Annotated in this window: 21 protein-coding genes, 2 riboswitches and 1 other annotated feature; of the genes, 11 read left to right on the top strand and 10 right to left on the bottom strand. The window is 32.8% G+C overall.

The genetic code is table 11. The annotated features are described in order from the left end of the window. Positions 1-957: a methionine ABC transporter ATP-binding protein gene (locus tag KQH81_RS17270; RefSeq protein WP_027639455.1), complete on the bottom strand. Its 957-nt coding sequence runs from the start codon at positions 955-957 to the stop codon at positions 1-3. Positions 958-1,031: 74 nt separating this feature from the next. After that, positions 1,032-1,130: riboswitch (SAM riboswitch) on the bottom strand. Between the two features lie 234 nt (positions 1,131-1,364). Further along, positions 1,365-1,587 (top strand) — a binding site (T-box leader). 54 nt (positions 1,588-1,641) lie between these two features. Between KQH81_RS17270 and thrS the strand changes: the two genes are divergently transcribed. From thrS to KQH81_RS17230, 8 genes are all read left to right on the top strand, one after another. Then, on the top strand, positions 1,642-3,558 hold the full coding sequence (gene thrS / locus KQH81_RS17265; protein ID WP_230028571.1) for a threonine--tRNA ligase: 1,917 nt from the start codon (positions 1,642-1,644) through the stop codon (positions 3,556-3,558). Between the two features lie 132 nt (positions 3,559-3,690). Continuing rightward, on the top strand, positions 3,691-5,268 hold the full coding sequence (locus KQH81_RS17260) for a [Fe-Fe] hydrogenase large subunit C-terminal domain-containing protein (RefSeq protein WP_027639457.1): 1,578 nt from the start codon (positions 3,691-3,693) through the stop codon (positions 5,266-5,268). Positions 5,269-5,410: 142 nt separating this feature from the next. Next, a complete protein-coding gene (gene glpK, locus KQH81_RS17255) occupies positions 5,411-6,901 on the top strand; it encodes a glycerol kinase GlpK (RefSeq protein WP_168972515.1) in 1,491 nt (496 codons plus the stop codon). Positions 6,902-7,694: 793 nt separating this feature from the next. Further along, positions 7,695-8,864, top strand: coding sequence for an ABC transporter substrate-binding protein (locus tag KQH81_RS17250; protein WP_230028569.1), 1,170 nt, complete (start codon positions 7,695-7,697; stop codon positions 8,862-8,864). 151 nt (positions 8,865-9,015) lie between these two features. Continuing rightward, positions 9,016-9,900: a branched-chain amino acid ABC transporter permease gene (locus KQH81_RS17245; RefSeq protein ID WP_027639460.1), complete on the top strand. Its 885-nt coding sequence runs from the start codon at positions 9,016-9,018 to the stop codon at positions 9,898-9,900. A 10-nt stretch (positions 9,901-9,910) separates the two neighbouring features. Beyond that, the gene (locus KQH81_RS17240) at positions 9,911-10,858 is read left to right on the top strand and encodes a branched-chain amino acid ABC transporter permease (protein ID WP_230028567.1); all 948 of its coding nucleotides are present in this window, start codon (positions 9,911-9,913) and stop codon (positions 10,856-10,858) included. Then, positions 10,839-11,612 (top strand): ABC transporter ATP-binding protein, encoded by a 774-nt coding sequence (locus KQH81_RS17235; RefSeq protein ID WP_027639462.1) that lies wholly within the window; start codon positions 10,839-10,841, stop codon positions 11,610-11,612. Before KQH81_RS17240 ends, KQH81_RS17235 begins: the two co-directional genes overlap by 20 nt. A 2-nt stretch (positions 11,613-11,614) precedes the next feature. Continuing rightward, a complete protein-coding gene (locus KQH81_RS17230) occupies positions 11,615-12,319 on the top strand; it encodes an ABC transporter ATP-binding protein (protein ID WP_027639463.1) in 705 nt (234 codons plus the stop codon). A gap of 177 nt (positions 12,320-12,496) precedes the next feature. Here the strand turns inward: KQH81_RS17230 and KQH81_RS17225 are convergent, their stop codons facing one another. After that, positions 12,497-12,682, bottom strand: a complete 186-nt coding sequence (locus KQH81_RS17225) for a hypothetical protein (RefSeq protein WP_035771042.1) — start codon at positions 12,680-12,682, stop codon at positions 12,497-12,499. A 569-nt stretch (positions 12,683-13,251) separates the two neighbouring features. Between KQH81_RS17225 and KQH81_RS17220 the strand changes: the two genes are divergently transcribed. From KQH81_RS17220 to KQH81_RS17210, 3 genes are all read left to right on the top strand, one after another. Further along, positions 13,252-14,166: a hypothetical protein gene (locus KQH81_RS17220; protein WP_051196316.1), complete on the top strand. Its 915-nt coding sequence runs from the start codon at positions 13,252-13,254 to the stop codon at positions 14,164-14,166. 47 nt (positions 14,167-14,213) lie between these two features. Continuing rightward, on the top strand, positions 14,214-15,293 hold the full coding sequence (locus tag KQH81_RS17215) for a Coenzyme F420 hydrogenase/dehydrogenase, beta subunit C-terminal domain (RefSeq protein ID WP_230028565.1): 1,080 nt from the start codon (positions 14,214-14,216) through the stop codon (positions 15,291-15,293). A 78-nt stretch (positions 15,294-15,371) separates the two neighbouring features. Beyond that, a complete protein-coding gene (locus tag KQH81_RS17210; RefSeq protein ID WP_268254238.1) occupies positions 15,372-15,638 on the top strand; it encodes a YrvL family regulatory protein in 267 nt (88 codons plus the stop codon). A gap of 58 nt (positions 15,639-15,696) precedes the next feature. Here the strand turns inward: KQH81_RS17210 and kamE are convergent, their stop codons facing one another. The 8 genes from kamE to kal all read right to left on the bottom strand — a co-directional run bounded on the left by kamE (position 15,697) and on the right by kal (position 24,175). Beyond that, a complete protein-coding gene (gene kamE / locus KQH81_RS17205; protein ID WP_074845592.1) occupies positions 15,697-16,485 on the bottom strand; it encodes a lysine 5,6-aminomutase subunit beta in 789 nt (262 codons plus the stop codon). Continuing rightward, positions 16,485-18,041 carry a lysine 5,6-aminomutase subunit alpha gene (gene kamD / locus KQH81_RS17200; RefSeq protein WP_230028562.1) on the bottom strand — a complete coding sequence of 519 codons (1,557 nt, stop codon included), beginning with the start codon at positions 18,039-18,041 and terminating at the stop codon, positions 16,485-16,487. The genes kamE and kamD overlap by 1 nt, the downstream gene beginning before the upstream one ends. Then, positions 18,031-19,518, bottom strand: a complete 1,488-nt coding sequence (gene kamC, locus KQH81_RS17195; protein ID WP_027639720.1) for a lysine 5,6-aminomutase reactivase ATPase KamC — start codon at positions 19,516-19,518, stop codon at positions 18,031-18,033. The genes kamD and kamC overlap by 11 nt, the downstream gene beginning before the upstream one ends. Before the next feature lie 12 nt (positions 19,519-19,530). Further along, positions 19,531-20,568: a lysine 5,6-aminomutase reactivase subunit KamB gene (kamB, locus tag KQH81_RS17190; RefSeq protein ID WP_027639719.1), complete on the bottom strand. Its 1,038-nt coding sequence runs from the start codon at positions 20,566-20,568 to the stop codon at positions 19,531-19,533. A 62-nt stretch (positions 20,569-20,630) separates the two neighbouring features. Next, on the bottom strand, positions 20,631-21,881 hold the full coding sequence (kamA, locus tag KQH81_RS17185) for a lysine 2,3-aminomutase (RefSeq protein ID WP_230028560.1): 1,251 nt from the start codon (positions 21,879-21,881) through the stop codon (positions 20,631-20,633). 18 nt (positions 21,882-21,899) lie between these two features. Then, a complete protein-coding gene (gene kdd / locus KQH81_RS17180) occupies positions 21,900-22,934 on the bottom strand; it encodes an L-erythro-3,5-diaminohexanoate dehydrogenase (protein WP_027639717.1) in 1,035 nt (344 codons plus the stop codon). A gap of 25 nt (positions 22,935-22,959) precedes the next feature. After that, positions 22,960-23,778, bottom strand: coding sequence for a 3-keto-5-aminohexanoate cleavage enzyme (gene kce / locus KQH81_RS17175; protein ID WP_027639716.1), 819 nt, complete (start codon positions 23,776-23,778; stop codon positions 22,960-22,962). After that, the gene (kal, locus tag KQH81_RS17170) at positions 23,720-24,175 is read right to left on the bottom strand and encodes a 3-aminobutyryl-CoA ammonia lyase (RefSeq protein WP_343750915.1); all 456 of its coding nucleotides are present in this window, start codon (positions 24,173-24,175) and stop codon (positions 23,720-23,722) included. The genes kce and kal overlap by 59 nt, the downstream gene beginning before the upstream one ends. A 205-nt stretch (positions 24,176-24,380) precedes the next feature. Further along, a riboswitch (Lysine riboswitch) is annotated at positions 24,381-24,557 on the bottom strand. Positions 24,558-24,647: the final 90 nt, after the last annotated feature.

Here is a 24,647-nt window from a genome sequence, read left to right as displayed (position 1 = left end):
CTAACAGACCTCCCACTTTACATTTTTTTCTTCTAAGTATTTAAATATAGCATCTTTATGACTTTCACATACGTTTATAGTCAAGGTTCCAAGTATATTATCTTTAAACTTTTCTAGTTTTCCACCAACTATTGATACATCTATATTGAGCTTTCTTGCCATAGACGTTATTACTGAAGTCTTGCTTACATCCTTAGGGAAGAAAATCTTTATATTAATACCATCTAGAGTTACATCTTCCTCATCACCTAAGAACTTTTTTAAATTGCCATTTGGTTTGAGAAATAAATCTTCAACTTTGCCGCAGTATAAAGATTCTCCATGTTCTAAAAGAACTACATTATCACAGATTTCTTTTATAACCTCCATTTGATGAGTTACCATAACTATGGTGATTCCGAAAGTTTCATTTATTTTTTTTAAAAGGCCCAGTATATCTTTTGTGGTTTTAGGATCTAGAGCAGATGTGGCCTCATCACAAAGAAGAATTTTTGGTTCCAAAGCAAGAGCCCTTGCTATAGCTACTCTTTGTTTTTGTCCACCACTTAATGAATTAGGCTTTACATCCTTTTTATCAGCAAGTCCAACTACCTCTAGAAGATAATTAACTCTTTCATTTATCTTAGATTTTGGATATTTCCAAGTTTCAAGAGGAAGTGCCACATTATCAAAAACTGTTTTCCTGCTTAGAAGATTAAAGTTTTGAAATATCATGCCCAGGTTTTTACGAAGATCACGTATTTCTTTTGAATTAAGAGACTTTATATCTTTTTCCATAACAGTAACAGTACCAACTTCAAAGGTTTCTAAGCCATTTATACATCTCAAAAGAGTAGACTTTCCAGCGCCACTATGACCGATTATTCCAATTATAGAGCCTTCCTCTATAGAAAATGTTATATCTTTTAGTACATCAATATCTTCAAAACTTTTGTAAAGATTACTTATTTTTATCATAAAAACACCTCTCATATTTCGCATTAAAAAAGCACCAGAGAATAAACTCTGGTGCATAAACACTCATGTTCACTCTCTTATCTTTCAGTTTAACTGCAGGATTTAGCACCATAGCATAAAATGCTGGTTGCCGGGTTTCATAGGGCCAGTCCCTCCACCGCTCGTGATAAGAATCAAAAACGTATTTAATTTTATGTGTTTTATTATAAATGCATTAAAAAAATCTGTCAATATGAAAATTAATAATAAAATTCGTAATTTATTGACAGTTTGATATTATAGTAATGATTTACCAAGGGAAAACCTTGGAGAACAGGGAGCTAAAAGAATAAAAAAATTAAAAAGATAATATTTTAATTTTTTTAATATATTGACTTATAGAAAAAGGAAGAGTATAATTTTAGAAAATTGAAGCTATGAAGAGGAAGAGTAAGTAAAGTACTATTTTACAGAGAGAGAAGTTCATCGGATGAAAGACTTCTTAGATAAGTGTTACCGAAAACCACCTCCGAGCTGAATACTGAAACAAAGTAAGTATCTCCGAATGACCTGCGTTAAGGGTTTCAAGTGATAGTATGTTTATTTTATGCTATAATTTGGGTGGAACCGCGATAGTAACTCGTCCCATGTAGGGATGAGTTTTTTTGTTATCTAAAAATAGTTATATTTAAGGGAGGTAAAAATATGATAAACATTACTTTAAAAGATGGAAGTAAGATTCAAGTAGAGAGCGGAAGTACTGCATATGATGTTGCAGTAAAGATAAGCCAAGGTCTAGCAAAGAAAGCTTTAGGTGCAAGAGTAAATGGTGAAAGTATAGATTTAATGAAAAAATTAGACACAGACTGTGAGCTTGAAATATTAACATTTGATGACGAGGATGGAAGATGGGATTTAAGACATACAGCTTCACATATTTTAGCACAAGCTGTAAAAAAACTATATCCTAATGCAAAACTTGCTATAGGTCCAGCTATAGATAATGGATTTTATTATGATTTTGATTTAGAAACTCCATTTACTCCAGAGGACTTAGAGAAAATAGAAAAAGAGATGGAGAAAATCGTAAAAGAGAAAATAGCTATAGAAAGATTTGAGCTTCCAAGAGATGAGGCTATAAAATTCATGAAAGATAAAGATGAGCCTTATAAGGTTGAGCTTATCGAAGACCTTCCAGAGGGAGAAGTTATATCTTTCTATAGACAAGGAGATTTTGTAGATTTATGTGCAGGACCTCACGTTCCAAACACTTCTTATGTGAAAGCATTTAAGCTTACTTCTATAGCAGGAGCTTACTGGAGAGGAAATTCAGACAATAAGATGCTTCAAAGAATTTATGGAACAGCATTCCCTAAGAAAAAGGATTTAGATGAATATATAGAAAAATTAGAAGAAGCAAAGAAGAGAGATCACAGAAAGATAGGTAAAGAGTTAAAGCTATTTACTGTAATGGAAGAGGGTCCAGGATTCCCATTCTTCCTTCCAAAGGGAATGATATTAAAGAATAAGATAATAGAGTATTGGAGGGAGCTTCATAAAAAGTATAATTACGTTGAGATTGAGACTCCAATCATACTAAATCAAAGTTTATGGGAAACTTCAGGACACTGGGATCACTATAGAGACAATATGTACACTTTGAAGATAGATGATGAAAATTATGCTATAAAGCCAATGAATTGTCCAGGAGGAATGCTTGTATATAAGTCAGAAACTCACTCTTATAAGGAGCTGCCAATGAGAGTTGCAGAGATGGGAAGAGTTCACAGACATGAGCTTTCAGGAGCACTTCATGGACTTATGAGAGTTAGAGCGTTCACTCAAGACGATGCTCACATATTCATGCTTCCAGAGCAGATTAAAGATGAAATTAAGGATGTAATAAAGCTTGTAAATGAGATTTATACAACTTTTGGATTTAAATATGATGTAGAGCTTTCAACTAAGCCAGAAAATTCTATGGGAAGTGAAGAAGATTGGAGAATGGCTGAAGAGTCACTTCAAGCAGCCCTTGATGAATTGGGAATGAAATATAAGATAAATCCAGGAGATGGAGCCTTCTATGGACCAAAGATAGATTTTCACCTTCAAGATAGCATAGGAAGAACATGGCAGTGTGGAACTATACAGCTAGACTTCCAATTGCCACAAAGATTTGATCTTAGCTATATAGGTAAGGATGGAGAAAAGCATAAGCCAATAGTTATTCATAGAGCTATACTTGGAAGCTTAGAGAGATTTATAGCAATATTAACAGAAAACTTTGCAGGAAAATTCCCATCTTGGATTGCTCCAGTGCAAGTTAAGGTACTTCCAATATCAGATAAGTTTATGGAATATGCAAAAGAAGTAGTTGCAGAGCTTCAAGCAGAAGATATAAGAGTTGAATTAGATGATAGGGCAGAAAAGATAGGATATAAGATAAGAGAAGCTAGAAATGAAAGAGTTCCTTATATTGCTGTTATAGGAGAAAAGGAACAAAATGAAGGAACTTTAGCTTTAAGAAGTAGAGATAAGGGCGAAGAAGGAAATATAGGAGTTGAAGATTTCATAGAAAAAATCAAATATGAAATAAACAACAGACTTATAGAAGAAGAATAGTTTGAAAAAAGAAATCGTAACATTTGATATAAATTTTAATGTTACGATTTCTTTTTATATTTTTTGTATCATATATAAGTTATCGTTAATATTTATATAATAAGGAATATTATGTATGATAGGAGATAACATATGGCAAAATCAAAAAAAAGAACTCAAACAGTAGAAGAAAAATTTATAGATGTGAACAAGAGAAAATGCATAGGATGTACAGCTTGTGGCATGGCATGTACTGGTATAACTAATATATCTGTTTTGAGATCAGTAAATGATATGAGGAGATCTATAGATACTAAAAAGCCGTCTTTTGAGGAAAGTGGATGTATATATTGTGGTCAGTGTACATTAATATGCCCAACAGATGCTATAGAGGTAAGGAATGATATAAAGAAAGTTAATGAAGCAATAGCAGATGGAAAGTATATGATAGCAATATCTTCTCCAGCTGTTAAGGCTATGCTTGGAGAGGAATTCAATCTTCCAATAGGAAGTGATGTCGAAGGTAAAGTACAAGCATCTGCACGTAAACTTGGTTTCCAAAGAGTTTTTGATAGTGACTTTGGAGGAGATATGACAAGTATTGAGGAAGCTCAAGAGTTGATAAAAAGAATGAAGATAGAAGAAAATCTTCCAATGTTCACATCTGCATGTCCATCATGGGTTAGGTGGGTTGAATTATTCAAACCAGATATGATAGAGCATTTATCAACATCAAAATCTCCTCAACAGATGATGGGAACAGCTATTAAGACTTATTATGCAGATACATTTAAGATACTTCCTAAAAATATATTTATACTTTCAATAGAGCCATGTACTTCAAAGAAATATGAAGCAGAAAAAGAGGAAATGGGGAGAGATGGATATAGAGATATAGATGCTGTGCTTACAGTTAGAGAATATGCTCAGCTTTTGAGGGATAATTCTATAGATATAAATGCTATGGCATCAGAAAAATCTGATGAATACATGGGACAGTATTCAGGATCTGGAACTATATTCAGCTATTCAGGAGGAAACTTAAGAGCTGTTCTAAGGGAAGTAAGCAATGATATGGAAGAGATAAAAGTTGATTACTCAAAGCTTCAGCCTATAAATGGATTGGATAATAGTGTTCATGGAATTGCAAAGATAGGAAGTATGGAAATAAGAATAGCTATAATCAATACAATAAAGGATGTAGAAAGATTCTTAAGTAAAGATGGATGGAAGGAATACGACTTTGTGGAAGTAACGGTATGTCCAGGAGGGTGTATAAATGGAGGGGGATCTCCTAAGACAATAAAGAAGGCGGTTATAAAAAATAATAGTTGTATAAGCTGCGGAACATGTGTTGAAAAGTGTCCTAGTTATGCTATACAGATAAAAGCTAATAAATGTGCAGAGGTTGCTCCTGATAAATGTATAGGATGTACATTATGCCAAGATATATGCAGAACAAAAGCCATAAATATAACTACTTATGATAAAAATGGAGAAGATGTTGTAGAAAATTATATTGAACTTAGGAAACGTGTTATAGATAATATTGACGAGAGGTCTCATATGAGATGCAGTGATGACAACGGTGAAGTAAAAGTTATGTATAGAGATTACATGATGGAGCCATACGGAAATAAAGCAAAGAGTCTGCTTCATGAAAGTTATAGAGATAGATCTTCGGAGCTAAAAAGTAAGGAAACCAAAGAAAGGAATAGAAGGTCAAGATAATAAAAAGGGTACGCATTATTTAAGTAAAGCGTACCCTTTACTTATTTGTTTGTAAATTTTATTAACAATATATAATTATATTGAAGTTAGCAAATGTTTACATTAATATATAAATATATAATGATTTATAGGAGGAGAAGTTATGGGCAAATACATTATGGCGTTAGACCAAGGGACTACTAGTTCAAGATGCATATTATTTAGTGAAAGCGGAGCTATAATCTCTACGTCACAAAAAGAATTCACTCAGATATACCCTAATGCAGGATGGGTAGAGCACAATCCCATGGAGATATGGTCAACTGAATATAGTGTTGCAATAGAAGCTATGGCTAAGATTGGAGCGAAGTCAGAGGATATAGCAGGTATAGGAATAACTAATCAGAGAGAAACAACTATTGTATGGAATAAGAAAACGGGAATACCTGTTTACAATGCTATAGTGTGGCAGTGTAGAAGAACTTCAAATTTCTGTGATGAATTAAGGAAAAAAGGCTTTGAAAATATAGTAAAGAGAAAAACTGGATTAATATTAGATCCTTATTTTTCTGGGACAAAAATAAAATGGATTTTAGATAATGTAGAAGGTGCAAGAGAAGAGGCAGAGGCAGGTAATCTTCTCTTTGGTACAGTTGATACATGGCTTATTTGGAATCTGACTAAAGGTAAGGTTCATGCAACTGATTATTCTAATGCTGCTAGAACTATGGTATATAACATATATGATTTAAAATGGGATGAGGAACTTCTTGAAATGCTTGATATACCTATATCAATGATGCCTGAAGTGCTTCCATCAAGCAATATTTATGGAGTTAGTGATAAGCTTCTATTTGGAGGAGAAATACCTATAGCTGGAGTTGCAGGGGATCAACAATCAGCATTGTTTGGACAAACATGTTATGAAGAAGGAACAGCAAAAAATACTTATGGTACGGGATGTTTCATGCTTATGAATACAGGAGAAAAGGCTGTTGTATCTAAAAATGGTCTTCTTACAACAATAGCGTGGGGAGCTGATGGAAAAGTTGAATATGCTTTAGAAGGAAGCGTATTTGTAGCAGGAGCAGCTATACAATGGCTTAGAGATGAACTTAGAATGATAAAGTCTGCAGCAGATACAGAGGAATATTGCTTAGCAGTGGAAGATACAAATGGAGTATATATGGTACCAGCTTTTGTTGGACTTGGAGCACCTTATTGGGACCCATATGCAAGAGGAACTATAGTAGGACTTACAAGAGGGGCAAAGAAAGAACATTTTATAAGAGCGGTAGTAGAATCTCTTGCATATCAAAGTTACGATATATTAAAGGCGATGGAAGAGGATTCTGGAATAACATTGAAATCTTTAAGAGTGGATGGAGGAGCATCAGCTAATAATTTTCTAATGCAGTTTCAATCAAACATATTAGGTGTAGATGTTTTAAGGCCAGAGATTATTGAAACCACAGCTTATGGTGCAGCATGTCTTGCTGGACTTGCCATAGGATTATTTGAAAATAAGGAAGAAATAAAATCAAAATGGACTTTGTCTAGAAAGTTTTCACCATCTATACAAGAAAAAAAGAAAAAGGAACTTTTATTAAAATGGCATGAGGCAGTAAGAAGATCTCAGGGCTGGGAAAAATAAATTAATAATTATCAGTAAAAAAGGCATCTTACTTTGATAATAGATATAAATGCTAAAAAAATCTCCGAGTATTTATATCTATTCGAAAAGGAGATGTCTTTTGTTTTAAAGATATATTTAAGGGCTTAAATAAAAAATGCAGGAATACATTCAGATACTGTAGTTTGATAAAGCGTAATTATTGAAAATGTTATCAGTGAGTTGCTAAAAATTTAAATTTAAACTATTGATATATTATTAATTAAATTTGATATATGTTATTAAAATATCAATATTTAAAAGAAAATATTATGTATTAATTAAAAATGGATTAGAATCTGAAGTTATAAATTGTATTATATCACTAATAATCATGGTGAAAATTATGATAATTTATAAAATAAAAATAATTGTTTGACAAGCTCTTTTTTACCATGATATAGTAATTAACAAGCAATTCGTGCAATTGTACAACAATTAAAAAAATAATAAATAACGACTATGACGAAGATAAAAGCTATTGGAAATTTAGCTACAGAGAACAGGGGGAGCTGAGAACCTGGTTAGATAATAGTGTAATAACTCACTTCCGAGTTGAGTACATGAAAATTATAAATTTTTATTTATGGTTAGTAAGGTACGACGTAAGGCAACGTTAAAGGCCTAAGGTTTGATAGAACCTAGAGATACTGATTCCGTGAGGATTTAGCGAAGTAGAGTGGTACAGTGTTAATTTACACCTCTATATGTGTTTATAGAACGCATATAGAGGTTTTTTGTTAATTAAAATAATAAATTTGGGGGAGATGTAAAAATGAAAAAGAAATTATTAGTATTTTTATCAGCAGTAATGATGACAAGTGTTTTTGCTGGATGTGGGGCTAGCAAGGGTGCAGGAAAGGACTCAGACACAGTGAAGGTAGGGCTAAACTATGAACTTTCAGGAGCAGCAGCAACTTATGGACAAGGGATTGTATCAGGTATAGAGCTTGCTTTTGAAGAGATAAATAAAGATGGCGGAGTACTAGGAAAACAAATCGAAACAGTAAAGGTTGATAACAAATCTGAAAATGCTGAATCAGCAAACCTAGCTACGAAGCTTGCAACAAAGGATAAGGTTGTAGCAATATTAGGACCTGCAACATCAGGAAACACAAAGGCTGCAGCAGTAGCAGCAACTACAAACAAGGTTCCTCTATTATCAGCATCTGCAACAGCTGATGACGCTACTTTAGACAAGAATGGAAAAGTTTTAGACTATGTTTTCAAAACTTGCTTTAGTGACTCTTTCCAAGGAGTTATAATGGGACAATTCGCATCAGGAGATTTAGGAAAGAAAAATGCAGCAGTCTTAATGGACAGCGGCAGTGATTATAGCAAAGGTCTTACAAAAAGTTTTAAGGAAACTTTCACTTCAAAGGGTGGAAAGATAGTTACAGAAGAAGCTTATGCAGCAAAGCAAACAGACTTTAAAGCTGTATTAACTAATATAAAATCCTCTGGGGCAGAAGTTATATATGTTCCAGGATATTATGAAGAGGTTGGACTTATCATAAAGCAGGCTAGAGAATTAGGAATAACTGCTCCAATCATAGGTGGAGATGGATATGATTCACCAAAGCTTTCAGAACTAGCCGGTGCTAATGCATTGAACAATGTATTTTATACTAATCACTATTCATCAATGGACAATACACCAGAGGTTGTAAAATTTAAAGATGCTTACAAAGCTAAATACAATAAGGATGCTGATGCATTTGCAGCTTTAGGATATGATTTAGCATATTTCTTAACAGATTCCTTGAAAAGAGCAGGGGAAGTTAATAGTGATAAGTTAAAAACTGCACTTGCAGAAACTAATGATTTTAAAGGAATAACTGGGCATTTCTCAATGGATGAGAACCACACACCACGTAAAGCTATAACAATACTTGAAGTGAAAAATGGAGAAACAACATTCTTAAAGAAATTAGATCCTCAATAGTTATTGATTTAGTTCTAGAAATATTGATAGGAATATCTGGTTTGGGTTTTCCTATCAATATTAAATTTTAAAAAATATATGGGTCAGCCATATATACTTTAAGATTTAATGCAAATCAGTATTTAATCATTATAAAAAGGAAGTGAAGTCATTGGAACAACTTATTCAACAATTAATCAATGGATTGTCCCTTGGAAGTATATATGCACTTATTGCATTAGGATACACCATGGTCTACGGAATTATAAATCTTATAAACTTTGCACATGGAGATGTGTATATGCTGGGAGCCTTTATTGGATTTGGGCTTATAACAATTTTAAAAATGAGCTTCTTATCAGCACTGCTTATATCAATGGTATCTTGCGCTATTATAGGAATGGTCATAGAGAGAGTGGCGTACAAGCCTATAAGAAAATCTTCTAGAATAGCAGCACTGATAACTGCTATAAGTGTTTCATTATTTTTAGAATATGGAACAATGTATTTTGTAAAACCTGAATCAAGAGCATTTCCTCAGGTCTTAGATAATAAGACAATAGAACTATTTGGTGGAAAGTTCATGGTAAGTTCCATAGATATATGGATAGTAGTTATAACAGTGGTACTTATGGTGGTGCTGCAGTATGTAATACACAAAACTAAAATGGGTAAGGCTATGAGAGCTGTTGCTATGGATAGCGAGGCCGCTCAATATATGGGAATCAGTATAGATAAAACTATATCCTTCACTTTTGCTATAGGATCTGCTCTAGCAGGTGCGGCAGGAGTTCTGGTTGGGGTTTATTATAACTCAATAAATCCATTAATGGGAGTTATGCCAGGACTGAAAGCTTTCGTAGCGGCGGTAATCGGAGGTATAGGAGTTATTCCAGGAGCTATGTTTGGAGGATATTTCTTGGGAATGACTGAAACCATGGTAAGTGCCTATGGTGGATCTCTATACAAAGATGCCGTCGCTTTTGCAATTTTAATAGTAGTTTTGCTTATAAAACCAAATGGATTGTTTGGCAAAAATGTAAAAGAAAAAGTATAGGAGGAGTAGCATGAGCATATTTAACAAAAAGAATATAACATGGTCAATCATTATAATAGCTATATATGCACTTGGACAAGGTTTAACTGTTGCTGGAATTATTGATTCTTATACATTTATGAACATTGCTCCTCTTGCAATAAATATAATACTTGCAGTAAGCCTTAACTTAATAACAGGAATAACAGGACAGTTTTCTTTAGGTCATGCAGCGTTTATGGCTGTAGGTGCATATACATCAGCAATACTTACCTCAAATTTTGGAATGCCTTTTATAGTTGGAATAATAGGAGCAGCATTTATGGCTGCGGTAGCAGGGGTATTTATAGGAATACCTACTCTTAGACTAAAAGGCGATTATCTTGCAATAGCTACATTAGGATTTGGAGAGATAATAAAAACATTACTTCTTAATAATGAATATGTAGGCGGGGCAAGTGGATTTAATTACATTCCTCTATACACAAACTGGACATGGCTTTTTTTGATGGTAGTTTTAACAATTGTAGTAATAAGTAATTTTATAAAGTCCAAGAGTGGTAGAGCTTGTATAGCAATACGTGAAGATGAAATTGCAGCAGAAGCTATGGGAATAAATACAACCTTTTATAAGGTTCTAGCATTTGCTATAGGTGCATTATTTGCAGGTATTGCTGGAGCATTATATGGAGGATATTTAAGCTTTATAACTCCAGAATCCTTTGGATTCATGAAATCTATAGACATATTAGTTATAGTAGTTTTTGGTGGTATGGGAAGCATAACTGGTTCAATAGTAGGGGCTATAGCTATATCCTTCATATCAATAGTATTGCAGGGAATACCAGAATTGAGAATGGTAATTTATTCAGTAATACTGTTTATAATAATGGTTTATAGACCACAAGGAATAATGGGAAATTATGAGTTTAAATTATTTAAGAAAGGAGGAGCTAAGAATGCAAGCATTAAGGGTTAATAATTTATCGAGAGATTTTGGAGGAGTTAGGGCCTTAAGCAATGTAAATATGGATATAGAACATGGAGATATCGTAGGGCTTATAGGTCCAAATGGAGCTGGAAAGACAACTCTATTCAATCTATTAACAGGTATATATAATCCATCAGAAGGTGAGGTCTTTTATAAATTTAATAAGGAGACATCTATAAAAAATATGAAACCTTTTGATATAGCAAAGCTTGGTGTTTCGAGAACATTTCAAAATATAAGGCTTTTTGGAGATATGACTGTAGCTGAAAATGTAAAGATAGGGATTCATAAGAATATAAAATATGATGTTCTTTCATCGATTCTTAGATTACCTTCTTATTATAATCAAGAAAAAGCTGCATGCAATACGGTTCATGAACTTTTAGATGTATTTGGGCTTTTAGACAAAAAGGATGAGCTAGCAAAGAATCTTCCTTATGGAGAACAGAGAAGGCTTGAGATAGCAAGGGCATTGGCATCAAAACCAAAGTTTATATTGCTAGATGAACCAGCAGCAGGAATGAATCCAAATGAAACAAATGAATTAAGAGAGCTAATTAAATGGATAAAAAATAAATTTGATATAACTATAATATTAATCGAGCATGATATGTCTCTTGTAATGTCTGTGTGTGACAATATTTATGTTCTAGACCATGGCGAGATGATTGCAAGTGGTACACCAAAGGAGATAAAAAATAATCCTGTAGTTATAAAAGCATATCTTGGGGGGGAGAACTAATAATGTTAGAATTAAAAGATGTAAATGTACATTATGGAGCTATACATGCCCTTCAGGGTATAAATATAAATGTAAATCAAGGGGAAATTGTTACTCTAATCGGAGCAAACGGAGCAGGAAAATCAACAACTTTAAAGGCTATATCAGGGGTTCTTAAACCTACTAGCGGAGAAATATTATTTGAAGGAAATGATATAGCAAAGATGAAACCACACAACTTGGTTTCTTTAGGAATAGCTCACGTACCAGAGGGAAGAAGAGTTTTTAGCAAGATGTCTGTAATGGAAAATCTTGAGATGGGGGCATATTCAAGAAAAGATAAGGAGCAAATAAAGAAGGATTATAAAAAAATCTTTGATATCTTTCCTAGAATATATGAGCGTAGAAATCAGATGTCAGGAACTCTATCGGGTGGAGAACAGCAGATGCTTGCCATGGGAAGAGCACTTATGTCAAAGCCAAGACTATTGCTTCTTGATGAACCATCTATGGGACTTGCACCTTTAATAGTAAAGCAAATTTTTTCTATAATAGAAGACATAAACAAGAGTGGAACAACAATACTTTTAGTAGAACAAAATGCTACTATGGCGCTAAAGGTTGCAGATAGAGCTTACGTAATACAACATGGTACTATAGAAATGGAAGGTTCAGCAGAGAAACTTTTAAATGATGAAAGTGTAAAGAACGCTTATCTTGGGGCATAAATTAAATTATCAGATAAAATATATAGGGAATAAATAATTAAGGCTGTTATGGAAAAAAAGCTGTTAGCATTATAGGTTTGGGGGAATCTATAATGTTAACAGCTTAAATTATTCAAAAAATAAAGATACCGAGAACTGACCAAACATAGTCAGTCTCAGTATCCCTACCTATAGGTGTTAGAATAGCTTATTTTGTTTCATATGCTGTATCCCAGTATTCTTATTTACTTTGAGATTGTTATCCACTTTCTCTAAGTAATCAGTCTGGTCCACAATATTTTGTTCAAAATTTTCTACTGCATTTTTAGTAAAGTTGCCTATATTCCTTATTGGAATGTTTTTATTGTTGTTCAACTTAACCACCACCTATGCTAATAGTATAAGCTTTTAAAGTAATTATATACTTAGTAATTTGAGGTTTACATGGATTATTGTGGAGCGTATAATAAAATTGAAACATAATTAAAATCAATAAAAAGATAAGAAAGGTAAAAGGTATTCGCGTAAAATGAGAATGTAATCTATTTAATCAATTTTTCAAAGCAAAAACAAAAAAATAAAAGTTTTTTTGTCATGCTTAAAATTAGGAGAGAATAGATTATACTTAAATGTTTATACCTTTTGCAGAAGCAAAATATGAATTATTTTATTTAAGATAAGAAATATATTCTCTCCTTCATGAAAGGAGAGTTTTTTTATGCTTTTATTAAAATTAGAGAATGTGAAAAAATATTTTGGAGATAGACTCTTATTTAATATAGAGGAGCTTAAAATAAATTAAGAGAAATAATATCACTTATATCTATCGAAACTGCTAAAGGAAATCTTAAAGATATTGAGAATTTAGATACTCAATATAATGAAATTATAAGAAAACTGAGAGAGATAAGATGATATAATTAAAATATCAATAAATACTGGAGGACAAGCGTATGATAGGAGAGAGAAGACAGTTTGAAGGTGTAAGGGCTATTGGAATAGCAGCACTTATATTTCAAATAATAATGAATTTATTAGTATATATAATTCCTGTGATTAGTGGAAGGTATATAAATATACCAGAAGGAATTACAATGAAATCTGTAAATGCTTTTACGTTTATGCCATTGCTTTTTATTACTATAGCATCATTAGCAGGAAGAAAAAAAGTTAAAATTGATGAAATCAGAGCAGAAGCAGAAGAGAAGGTTAGATTTTTAAATATACCTAATATTATATTCATAGCTTATATAGTAATAGCTTTAATGTTTTTAAAAGATAGGGATGCTATAATTGCAGCTTTTATTATGGAAGTATTATATCTCTTAATCATCTTGATGACTAAAAATATTTATATGCTCAAAATGCAAGAAAAGAGACAGCTTGATTGGAAGAAAAATTGGGAACAGCCTAATCATGATGATAAGGAAAGTAATATACTTTGGAGGTTTAAGATTTGGTTTAGCCCTCATGAACATGTACCCTTTGCTGAAAGATGGATAGAGCCTTTCAGAATATTATTTGATTTTTTATGGGTAGCCTTACTATTAAGACCACCATTTAGTTTGATTTCTTTGATATTTTCTGTTTTTGTAATTCCAGATCTTTTGTCTATAATAGAAGCGATTTTAGGTCTACAGACTTCAATGACAGGGATATGTACTGGAGTTACGCAAACTACCCAGGGAAAAAGCTCAAGAATCTGCTATATAGTTTATGTAACAGATTATGAAAACGAGAGAGAAATGAAATTTACTATTTATGAACCTTATTGCTGTGTAAATGAACTCGATAGAGTTGTTGTAGTACATGGAATATTTTCAAAACATGTTATGAGGGTTCAAGGACTAAAAGTAAATGCACGATAGACAATTTTAATTTATACAAAAACTTGATTTTTTAGGGGGAATAGAAAATGGTAGTTAACCCTTGTACAGGATGTAGTGCTTGTAAAAATATTTGTCCACAGGCTGCAATAGAGATGATGTCTGATGAAGAGGGATTTTTATATCCACATGTGGACAAAAATAGATGCAATAGTTGTGGATTATGTGCCAGCATATGTCCTATAGGAAAAAGTAAAACAATAAAAGATAAGCAAAAAGTATATGGGTGTATAAATAAAGACTTTGATGTGAAGATGAAAAGTGCTTCTGGAGGTATGTTTTCGATACTTGCAGATTACGTGTTAGATAAGAGTGGAGTTGTGTTTGGCGCGGCTTTAAATGATTCATGCGAAGTACAACATATGATGATAAATGATAAAAAAGACTTGCACAAGCTTAGAGGGTCAAAATATGTTCAAAGCAATATTGGAGAAACTTTTGCACAGGCTAAAGAAGAATTGGAAAAGGAAAGGCTTGTTTTATTCACAGGTACGCCATGTCAGATAGCGGGACTAAAATCATTTTTGCTGAAATCCTATGATAACTTAATAGCTGTAGAACTTATATGCTACGGAGTTCCAAGTCCAGCGGTGTTTAAAAGGTATATGGAAGAAACTTTGGCTGCAAATGGAGGGGGAGATATAAAGTCGATTTCCTTTAGAAATAAGGATGAAAGCTGGAGGGATTATAACTTTATAATAGAAACTACAGAAAAGACAATAAATCGCAAAGGAAGAACTGAAGATCTTTATATAAAAGGATTCCTGAGTAGATTATTTAATAGACCCTCTTGTATGAACTGTGATTATAGAGGAATTAAAAGCACAAGTGATATAATAATCGGAGATTACTGGGGAGTAGCTACTAAATTCCCAGAGATCAATGATGACAAAGGTGTTTCTCTTGTAATAATAAACACAAAAAAGGGTAGGAGAGTTTTTTTAAAGCTAGCTGATAAAATGGATGTAGTTGAAACAACCTATGAACATGCTGCAGCTAATAACTTATGCTTATTAAAGTCAGCTATGCCCCATAAAAATAGGGAAGAATTCTTTGAGGATTTTAAAGAAGGCAAAAGCGTGATAGATAGTATTGAAAAATATTTATAGTAAAATATAATGTGATTTAAAACTTTACACATATGTGTTTTAGGGAGATTATATGAAAGAAAAGTTTAATATAATTCTATTGGCAGTATTATTTTATATTTTATAGTCGTTACAATTGTTGGTTTTCCAGTTGATATTATTATTCGAGTTTTTTCTAAAGTACTAATATCAGTAGGACAACTTAACAAAACTACAGGGAAAATTCTATTTGTAGTTTTAGATACAATGGGTACATGTATTATTATGGTTATAGTTGATTATTTTATGAAAAGTGTATCGACAACAGATTTAGCAATTCTTGCTATTTCATTTATAATTGCTATCTTTTCAATAGATAGAGAATAAAATGAAAGTCATGATCTTAAATAAAAAAGATTCATGACTTTTATTTTGTTGAAATTTACTATACCAGTTTACGATTAACCATTTCGGTTACGGCAAAGGAAGCTACGTCATCAGCGTATTTTCCAGGACCAAACCCTGCATCAAATCCTAGTTCTTTTGCTAATTCATGAGTAATTCTAGGACCGCCACAAATTAGAACAAATCTATCTCTAAGGCCCTCAGCCTCTAAAAGTTCTATTAGTTCTGTGAGGTTTTGAATATGAATATTTTTTTGAGTAACTGTCTGAGAGACTAGGAGAACATCAGCATTTAGCTCTACTGCTTTTGCAATAAATTCTTCATTTGGAACCTGACTACCTAAGTTATAGGCATCTATCATTTCATATCGCTCTAATCCATAATGGCCTGCAAAGCCTTTCATATTCATTATTGCATCTATGCCTACGGTGTGTGCATCAGTACCAGTGCTTGCACCTATAACAATGAGTTTCCTGCCTATATTATCTTTTATATAATCATTTACTTCATCCATTGACATAGTAGTTACGTCAACAGAAGAGACTTTTATAGAAGAATAATCTATTGAATTTAAAAGACTTCCATAAACTACGTAAAAGGTGAAATTTTTATCTAGCTTTTCGTGATAAACTACTGAAGCTTCATTTAGGTTCATTGATTTTGCAATTTGTTTAGCCGCTTCTATGCCTTTATCATCATCAGGAATAGGGAGAGCGAAACTTAATTGAATCTTACCATCATTCATAGTATCTCCGTAGGGTTTAAGATTTTTTAAGTCTAAGGTCTTATCAAAATCTTTTTTGTCTGTTGAATATAGTCCACTTCCCATTATTTTTCACCTCCAAGCATCAATTCTATAAATGGATTGAAATATTTATCAGCTTTTTCTACAACACCAATTAAGCCTTTTCCGCCGTTTATAGGACGTTTTATACCAGCAAAAGTTCCTCTCTCTAAAGTTTCGAATAACCCCGCATGCTCTATTTCTTCTAGCAATCTACACGCTTTCTTTAAGACTTCATCAGCACGATTTGCCATGATTCCATCTGGCTTAAATACAATCTCATCACTTAAGTCAGCCATAGTATTTTGGATATATTTCGCATTTTCTATAGAAAGAAATCTATCTGACATAAATGGAGTATGGATAGCTTCAGTAAGCATACCAAGCAAATGAATTCTTTGATTTGTTAGTACGGTGACTATATTAAATAAGGTGTCTTGAACATGACCTCTAAATATATTGCCTGTCATGAATTTTGTTGGAGGCATATATTTTAATGGAGCATTAGGGAAGATTTCACGAGCCATTTCAGCTTGAGCGAGTTCAAACAGGAAGCCATTTTTAACTTCTGGATCTATTTCAAAAGCGTGACCTAAGCCCTGCTGCTTTTCTGGAAGTCCAGCTAAAAGTGCAAATTGTTCATTCATTAATTGAGAGGCGAGTACTGTATGAGCTTCCTCGATAGCATCAGCTGTAGTAAGGTAATTATCCTCACCTGTATTTATGATTACACCAGCAAAGCCATTTATAACTCTTGAGAAGAATTGATCTATTATAGTTCTTTTCATATTAATATCTCTAAATAATATTCCATAAAGTGCATCATTCAGCATAATATCTAAGCCTTCCAAAGCTCCCATAGCAGCTATTTCAGGCATACATAATCCTGAACAGTAGTTGCAGAGTCTTATATAGCGGTGAAGCTCTACCCCTATATCGTCCAAAGCTTTTCTCATAAGCTTAAAGTTTTCCTGAGTGGCAAAAGTTCCACCAAAGCCTTCGGTGGTAGCTCCATAAGGAACATAGTCTAAAAGACTTTGACCTGTGGTTCTTATTACTGCTATAACATCAGCACCCTGTTTAGCTGCAGCAACAGCTTGAGTTATATCTTCATATATATTACCAGTTGCTACTATTACATAAATAAGGGGACCTTCTTTATCTCCAAATTCAGATAAAAAATCTTCTCTCCGCTTTCTTTGAGTTTTAATATTATCTAATGTTTCATTTATTATTGGCTGAAGTGCAAGCCTTACTTCAAACTCATCTCTTTCTTTTATTGAAGTTAAGTTAATTGTTCCTTTTGAAACCTCTTCGGATATTCTTTGAGGTGAAAGTCCGGTTTCAAGCATTGCATTTCCTATATAGTAAGCTGCACCTATTGAAAGTCCATTTCCTTCTTTTATATTGTCAACAACAACATTTGGAAGGGGAACTCCAACTTCATTTACTCCATCAATAGATAGAAGACGGCAAATTGTCCTTTCAACAGTTACGGTAGTATTTTTATCAATAAAACCTTGGACGTCTTTTGCTATATTTCTAGCATGATTTCTAGCTTCATCAACGATGTTAGAATCTAAATTAAGTTTACTTTTCATCATTAACCTCCTTATAATACTTTTCAGCTATATGAAGAATTTCTTTATTTAAACCTAGAACTCTAGCGATATTTAAAGCATCTCTGGGAACATCAGATCTATTAGTGAGTTTCTCCAGCCTATAATCCATATTTTCTTGAATTACATCTATAGAATTAATGTTATTTCCTTGAAGAGATAAATTTATTTTTGAAAAGTCAGCATTTTTAAGACCTATGACTTCATAATGAACCATTGTATCATCAGCAATATTATCATAATGAGTTGAAATTAAAGAAATGGAGTCTTTATTATTTAAATAGTTACACAGAGATTTTACAAGATATAAACCTTCTTTAGGATTTGTGCCCCTTGCGAATTCATCTAAGACTATAAGCCCATGGTGAGTTTCTTCGTATTTTAATATGTCTTTTAGCTCTATAATTTCTGCACCAAATGTTGAAAGGCCTTTAGATATTGATTGCATGTCATCAGATATAAAGCATATAAAATCTAAAACAGGTGTGGTGCATTCGTTGCAGAAAACAAAGAAGCCCATGTTAGCTAAAAGTATATTTAGTATTATAGTTTTAAGAGAGACACTTTTACCTCCCATATTAGCACCGGTAAGAATTGTTGAACCTTTATTAAGATTGATGCTTATAGGGGTGAAATTTTTATTTTGTTCTGATAGTATGGACATAACTTCGGGATTTACAGCATCTCTTATAACTATTGAAAAGTCTTTTGATATTGATGGTCTTACAGAATTATATTTTATGGCTAGCTTTGCTTTCGCTATAAGAAAATCTAATTGACCTATAGACTTTATGTTTATGAAAAAGGTATATGCAAATTCTCTTAGCTTTTCAGATAAATCTTCACGAATTGATGATTCAATCTCTCTTTCTTCTAAAACACATTGACGCCTATTATTTTTTAATAAATTAATAACCTTGAGGTCTTTAGCATTAAATATTTCTTTTTCTATCTTGCGTTTTAAATCTCTGATTTCTTTGAGTTTATTAGAATAACTGTCATATATATAGAAAGTAGGAAGATTAGACTCATCAGGATCAAGTAGAGATATTACTTCTTTTAACGGGATAAAAGAAATCTCGCTTAAATGTAGTTCAGAATTCAGCATGGAAAAATCTCTACAAAGTTCTTCTAGATATTGAGCAAATAGTTTGATTTCGTATAATTCTATATCATCCAAAGTTTCATTGCTTTCACATCTTGCAATAGAATTTCGGATATTTTTAAATTTACTAAGAGTTAACTCTATGTTTTTGTACAAAAAATTAAAGTCATTATATCCGGCCTTTAGCTTTTCCAGATTTAATAGCTCTCTTTCCAGCATATCTTTTTCAAAGCGGTCATAAGGCTGTATCTTTTTTAGTATATCCTTACCAAATGGGGTAAGAAGCTGAAGTTCATTCAGTACAAAGTTTAAACCTATTTGACTTCGGCTATGTTTATTTAGAAACTTATTCATAATTAAAACCTCCTATATATCATGAACAACATCAAAAACTGGTAGGCATATGCTATGTCTAAGCTTATATAAAAGTTCTTCAGGAGAAAAATCGTACCCATAAGGAGAAGTAGGATTTGAGGTGATACATAAAATATTTATGGGGTTTAAAACCTTTAAAGTACAATTAAGAAAGAGTAAATTTTCATATGTATTTTTATCTATTAAAATTTTTGTTCCATCTTCAGCAATAAAGTTTTTATTTTTTAATTTTGAAGGATTTTGCAGTAAAGTTTTAAATAAATTTGCAGTTAATGCTCCTTTTATAAAAATATCAGTGATGGAATCATCAATAGAATCCGATATTTCTTTTGAAATATTTAAGGAGGTAAGGCTGTTAATAATTTTTAAGTTTCCTCTGTTATTTCTAAGAATGCAACGCTCATCTATTGAACTATTAAGACATCTTTCTGTAAGAAAAGTATTATCAAATGATGGCAGCATAAGCATAGATACAGCATGAGAAGTATCGCTGACAACCTTATCTATATTTCTATTTAATGAAGCACCAGTTGCAAGGATAGCACCTTGATTTATATTTCGTCCTATAAAAGATTTTCTATTAATTGCTCCATCTACAAAGATTTTTTTGCATCCACAATCTTTTAGAATTTCGCATACATGTTCCATTTGAGAATTTAGAGAAGGGCCTGCAAGGTCAATATAACCATCACTTAAAGCTTTCACTATTATTACTTCTCCCATGGAAGTATGTATGTCAGTAGTATTAAAAATTTCCCTGGTAATATCGCTGTTTTTTAAGCAGTCTTTAGCCGTTGCTATAAATGTGCCTTTTTTTATATAAATTCTAGGCTTAGGTGTGAAAGTCACTGCATCAACATCTTCACCATCTCGTCCTATAGAAGTTATACCTATGGAATAATCATTAGAAGAAATATTAGAAATCAGATAATTTAAAACTGTAGTTTTTCCAGCATTTTTATCCATTCCTATTATAGAGATTATAGGTGACTCTTTTGTTATATCTATTATAGATGTATCGCTTCTCATACTTAAACCTCCATTAAAAGTTATCAAGGGAAACACATATAGTATTTCCCTTTGAAGAAAAGCTATTTTCCATTTCGCTTCCTTCGCAACAAATCTTTTGGCTCTATGGATATTGAAAGTCCTTCATGTAACCCAGATACTCCTGTATACTTGAAAGGCCTCTCTCCATTGCATATTTCACATTGACAGTTAGAGGAATAGTCTTTTGGCTCAGTGTAAGTAGTTATTACTCCTTCAAAATTTCTTAGTATAACTTTGTTAGTACCTTGAGAAATTACATAGTTAGGCATAACAGGTATTTTGCCGCCTCCATGGGGGCCATCTACTACAAAAGTAGGCACACAGAAACCAGAGGTATGTCCCCGTAACCCCTCTATAATCTCGATACCTTTAGATACAGGAGTTCTGAAATGTTCAAGACCAAAAGACAAATCACATTGATAGATGTAGTAAGGTCTTACTCTTATTTTTACTAATTCATGGACTAGAGTTCTCATAACATGTACACAGTCATTTACACCTCGAAGGAGAACTGATTGATTTCCTAAAGGGATACCTGCATCAGCTAGTTTTGCACAAGCAGCAGCTGATTCTAGAGTTATTTCATTTGGATGATTAAAGTGAACATTAACCCATATAGGATGATACTTTTTTAGCATATTTACTAAGTCATCAGTGATTCTTTGAGGCATTACAACGGGGATACGACTTCCAATACGTATTATCTCTACATGAGGTATTTCTCGTAATTTTTTTATTATATACTCAAGAGTTTCATCTGAAACTAAAAGAGCATCTCCTCCCGATAAAAGGACATCTCTTATCTGCGGAGTGGCAGCTATATATTCAATAGCTTTATCTATTTGATTGAGAGTGAGGGCTTTATCGTGATGGCCGGCAAATCTTCTCCTAGTACAATGTCTGCAATACATAGAACATTTATCAGTTATCAAAAGAAGAACCCTGTCAGGATATCTATGCGTAAGACCAGCTACAGGAGAATCTGAATCCTCATGAAGAGGGTCCTCTAAATCTGAAGAGGATTTGTGAAGTTCTAATATAGTTGGAATTGCTTGCTTTCTGATTGGATCAAAAGGGTCTTTAGGATCGATAAGACTTAGGTAGTATGGAGTTATAGCCATACGAAGTGTCCCAAGACATTGTCTTACACCTTCTTCCTCTTCTATAGTAAGAGGAAGGTACTTCTTCAGTTTTTCTAAGGTTGTGATTCTATTTTTAAGCTGCCATTGCCAATCATTCCATTGTTTATCAGGAACATCTTTAAAAAGATCATAACGCCTATAAACTTTCATAATTACCCCCTATATTAATTATATATATCTATTTTGGAATATATTTCTTAGGGTTTCGCTTTCTCTCAATTCTTCAAGTGTAATAGCTGCATGGTCTTTAGTGTAGCCATTTCCAACTATCATAGTTACATCTTTGCCGATACCTTCAGCTCCAAGAGCTGCCTTAGTAAAGCTTGTTGCCATTGAGAAGAAATAAACTATACCTTCATCTTTTACAGGAAGTATGCAGGACATTTCAGTATTTGGGATGTTTACACAGCTTATTGAAATATCAACTTCCTTTCCTCCATTAGCAGCTAAAGTTTTATTCAATACATCCATAGGAACTGTCGCATCACTTATTATTGTTTCGTGACACAATTTCCAATCTTTTAATTCCTTAGCTTGAGAATCTTTTCTTACCATAGCTATAACTTTACCTGTTGGACCAACTCGCTTCATAGCTTCATAGCAGCATAACATTCCAGATTTTCCGGCAGCACCTAGAATCAAAACACTTTGACCTGGACGAACAAGTTTTGCTGTCTGAGCTGGGGCACCTGCAACGTCAAGAGCTGCAAGAGCTAGATTTTCAGACATATCTGAAGGGAGCTTAGCATATATGGCACTTTCAAATAATATAGCTTGTGCTTTAACCTCAACTCTATCAATATCTTTTTTTATGTTTAAAATCTTTTCTATCTTTAAAGGAGTAAGAGATAGAGAAACTAAAGAAGCTATTCTATCGCCAACTTTTAAATCTATATCTTTAAGATCTTCGCCGATTTTAGAAACAGTTCCTATAAACATTCCGCCAGAACCTGTAACAGGGTTTTGCATCTTACCTCTTTCATTCACTATTGACATGATTTTTTCAGCAATCTTATAAGAATCCCCTTCAGCTTCTTTTTCTATTTGAGTGAAAGAAGCTGAGTCTATATTTAGAGCTTGAACATCTACGAGTATTTCATTTGAATATATATCCATATTGTTGTCTATTTTATAAGCAGCTTGAGTTAAAACTCCTTTTGGTTCAATAACTCTATGAGTTCCATATTTACATCCTTTAGTCATAATAAAACCTCCATAAAATTTATAATTATTTTAGACCTAACATAATTCTTGCTTCATCAGGGGATGCAATTTCTCTTCCTAAAAGAGAAGATAAAGCTACAGCTTTTTCAACAAGCTCACTATTAGATTTAGCTAGTTTTCCTTTTGAAAGATAAACATTATCTTCAAAACCCACCCTTACATGTCCTCCAGATATTATAGACATAGCAGCCATTGGGAATTGGGCTTTTCCTATACCTGATACGGTAAATGTACTTCCAAAGGGTATACTTTCACGCATAAATGAAAGACTTCTTAGATCAGCTGATATACCTCCATTTACTCCCATAACAAAATTAAAATGCATAGGAGACTTGATATAACCTTTTTTATTTAATCTTAAGGCCATATCAATCATTCCTTTATCAAACACTTCAATTTCAGGCTTGATATTTAATAATGACATCTTTTCAGCAAATTCTTTTATTGTATTTTCAGTATTTACGAAAATATCATCTCCACCAAAATTACAAGTACCACAATCTAAGGTAGCCATTTCTGGATTCAAATATATTGGCTGTAATCTTTCCTCATTTGACATACCTACAGCACCACCTGTAGAAGGCTGAATTATTATATCTGGGCATCGAGATGTTATAGCATCTATACATAGTTTAAATCTATCTTTTGATTGAGTTGGAGTACCATCATCATTTCTTACATGAAGGTGGATTATGGAGGCTCCAGCTTTATAACATGCCTCAGCTTCATCAGCTATTTCTTTTACTGTATAAGGTACATTAGGGTTATTTTCCTTCATAACCTCTGCGCCACATATGGCAGCAGTTACAATTAGCTTTTCCATTACAGTCAACCTCCTGATTTTTTCTTTGCTTTTCTTTTGGAACTACACAAGTACCAGAAGCCCTGCATACAACTATAGGTTCTTTTAAAATATCACATGCAGAATCGTTTACATCAGGGCGTGGAACTATAATTTTTTTGGCTTCAAACATCATTTTCCTTGAGGTAGTTCCAAAGCTTATAATTTCTCCTGTAGCTTCAATGTAGTCACCAGCATAAACAGGAGCTAGAAATTCTACATTATCATAAGCTCTGAAAAGACCTTCATCACCATCATTCATGATAAGAAGCTCAGTAGCAACATCACCAAAAAGCTGAAGAATTCTGGCTCCATCTACTAAGTTACCGCCATAATGAGCATCATGGCTGCTCATCCTTAATCTTATTAAGGATTTCAAATTAAAACCTCCTTTGATTTTAAATCTTAAATTTTTAAGTCTTTGGTAAATTGAAGAAAATTAAATCTTTAGATAGTTAATAGATATTTGTGAAATGAATTTAGAGTAAGAATTGATTTTAAGCAAATAAAAAAGCACTGAGGTTTCAGTGCATAGATGCTTAAAAATTATAGACTACCTATGCAATGAAAAACCTTCTTTTCATTACATAAATAGCGCTCCATATTTTCATGGCAGGAGTAAGGATGTTGTACCTTAATCCCAAGAATTTATAGATGAACCTATAAATTCTTTCGGCAAATAAAGAATTCGCTTATATCCTAAGGGGTTCATCCCGGGTTTTAATATATGCTACCACTTTATTTGCGCCTCTATTTATGTTAATTATTCTATATGATTTAATTATAAATTTGCTTCAAATAAATGTCAATAATCTATCGTAGGACAGAATAATACAAAAAAACTGATTAAC

The organism is Clostridium cadaveris (genome assembly GCF_020911725.1).
In the GTDB taxonomy this organism is placed as follows: Bacteria; Bacillota; Clostridia; order Clostridiales; family Clostridiaceae; genus Clostridium_X; species Clostridium_X cadaveris.
The sequence above is the reverse complement of the archived record's forward strand: the minus strand, read 5'-3'. Positions and strand labels throughout refer to the sequence as shown.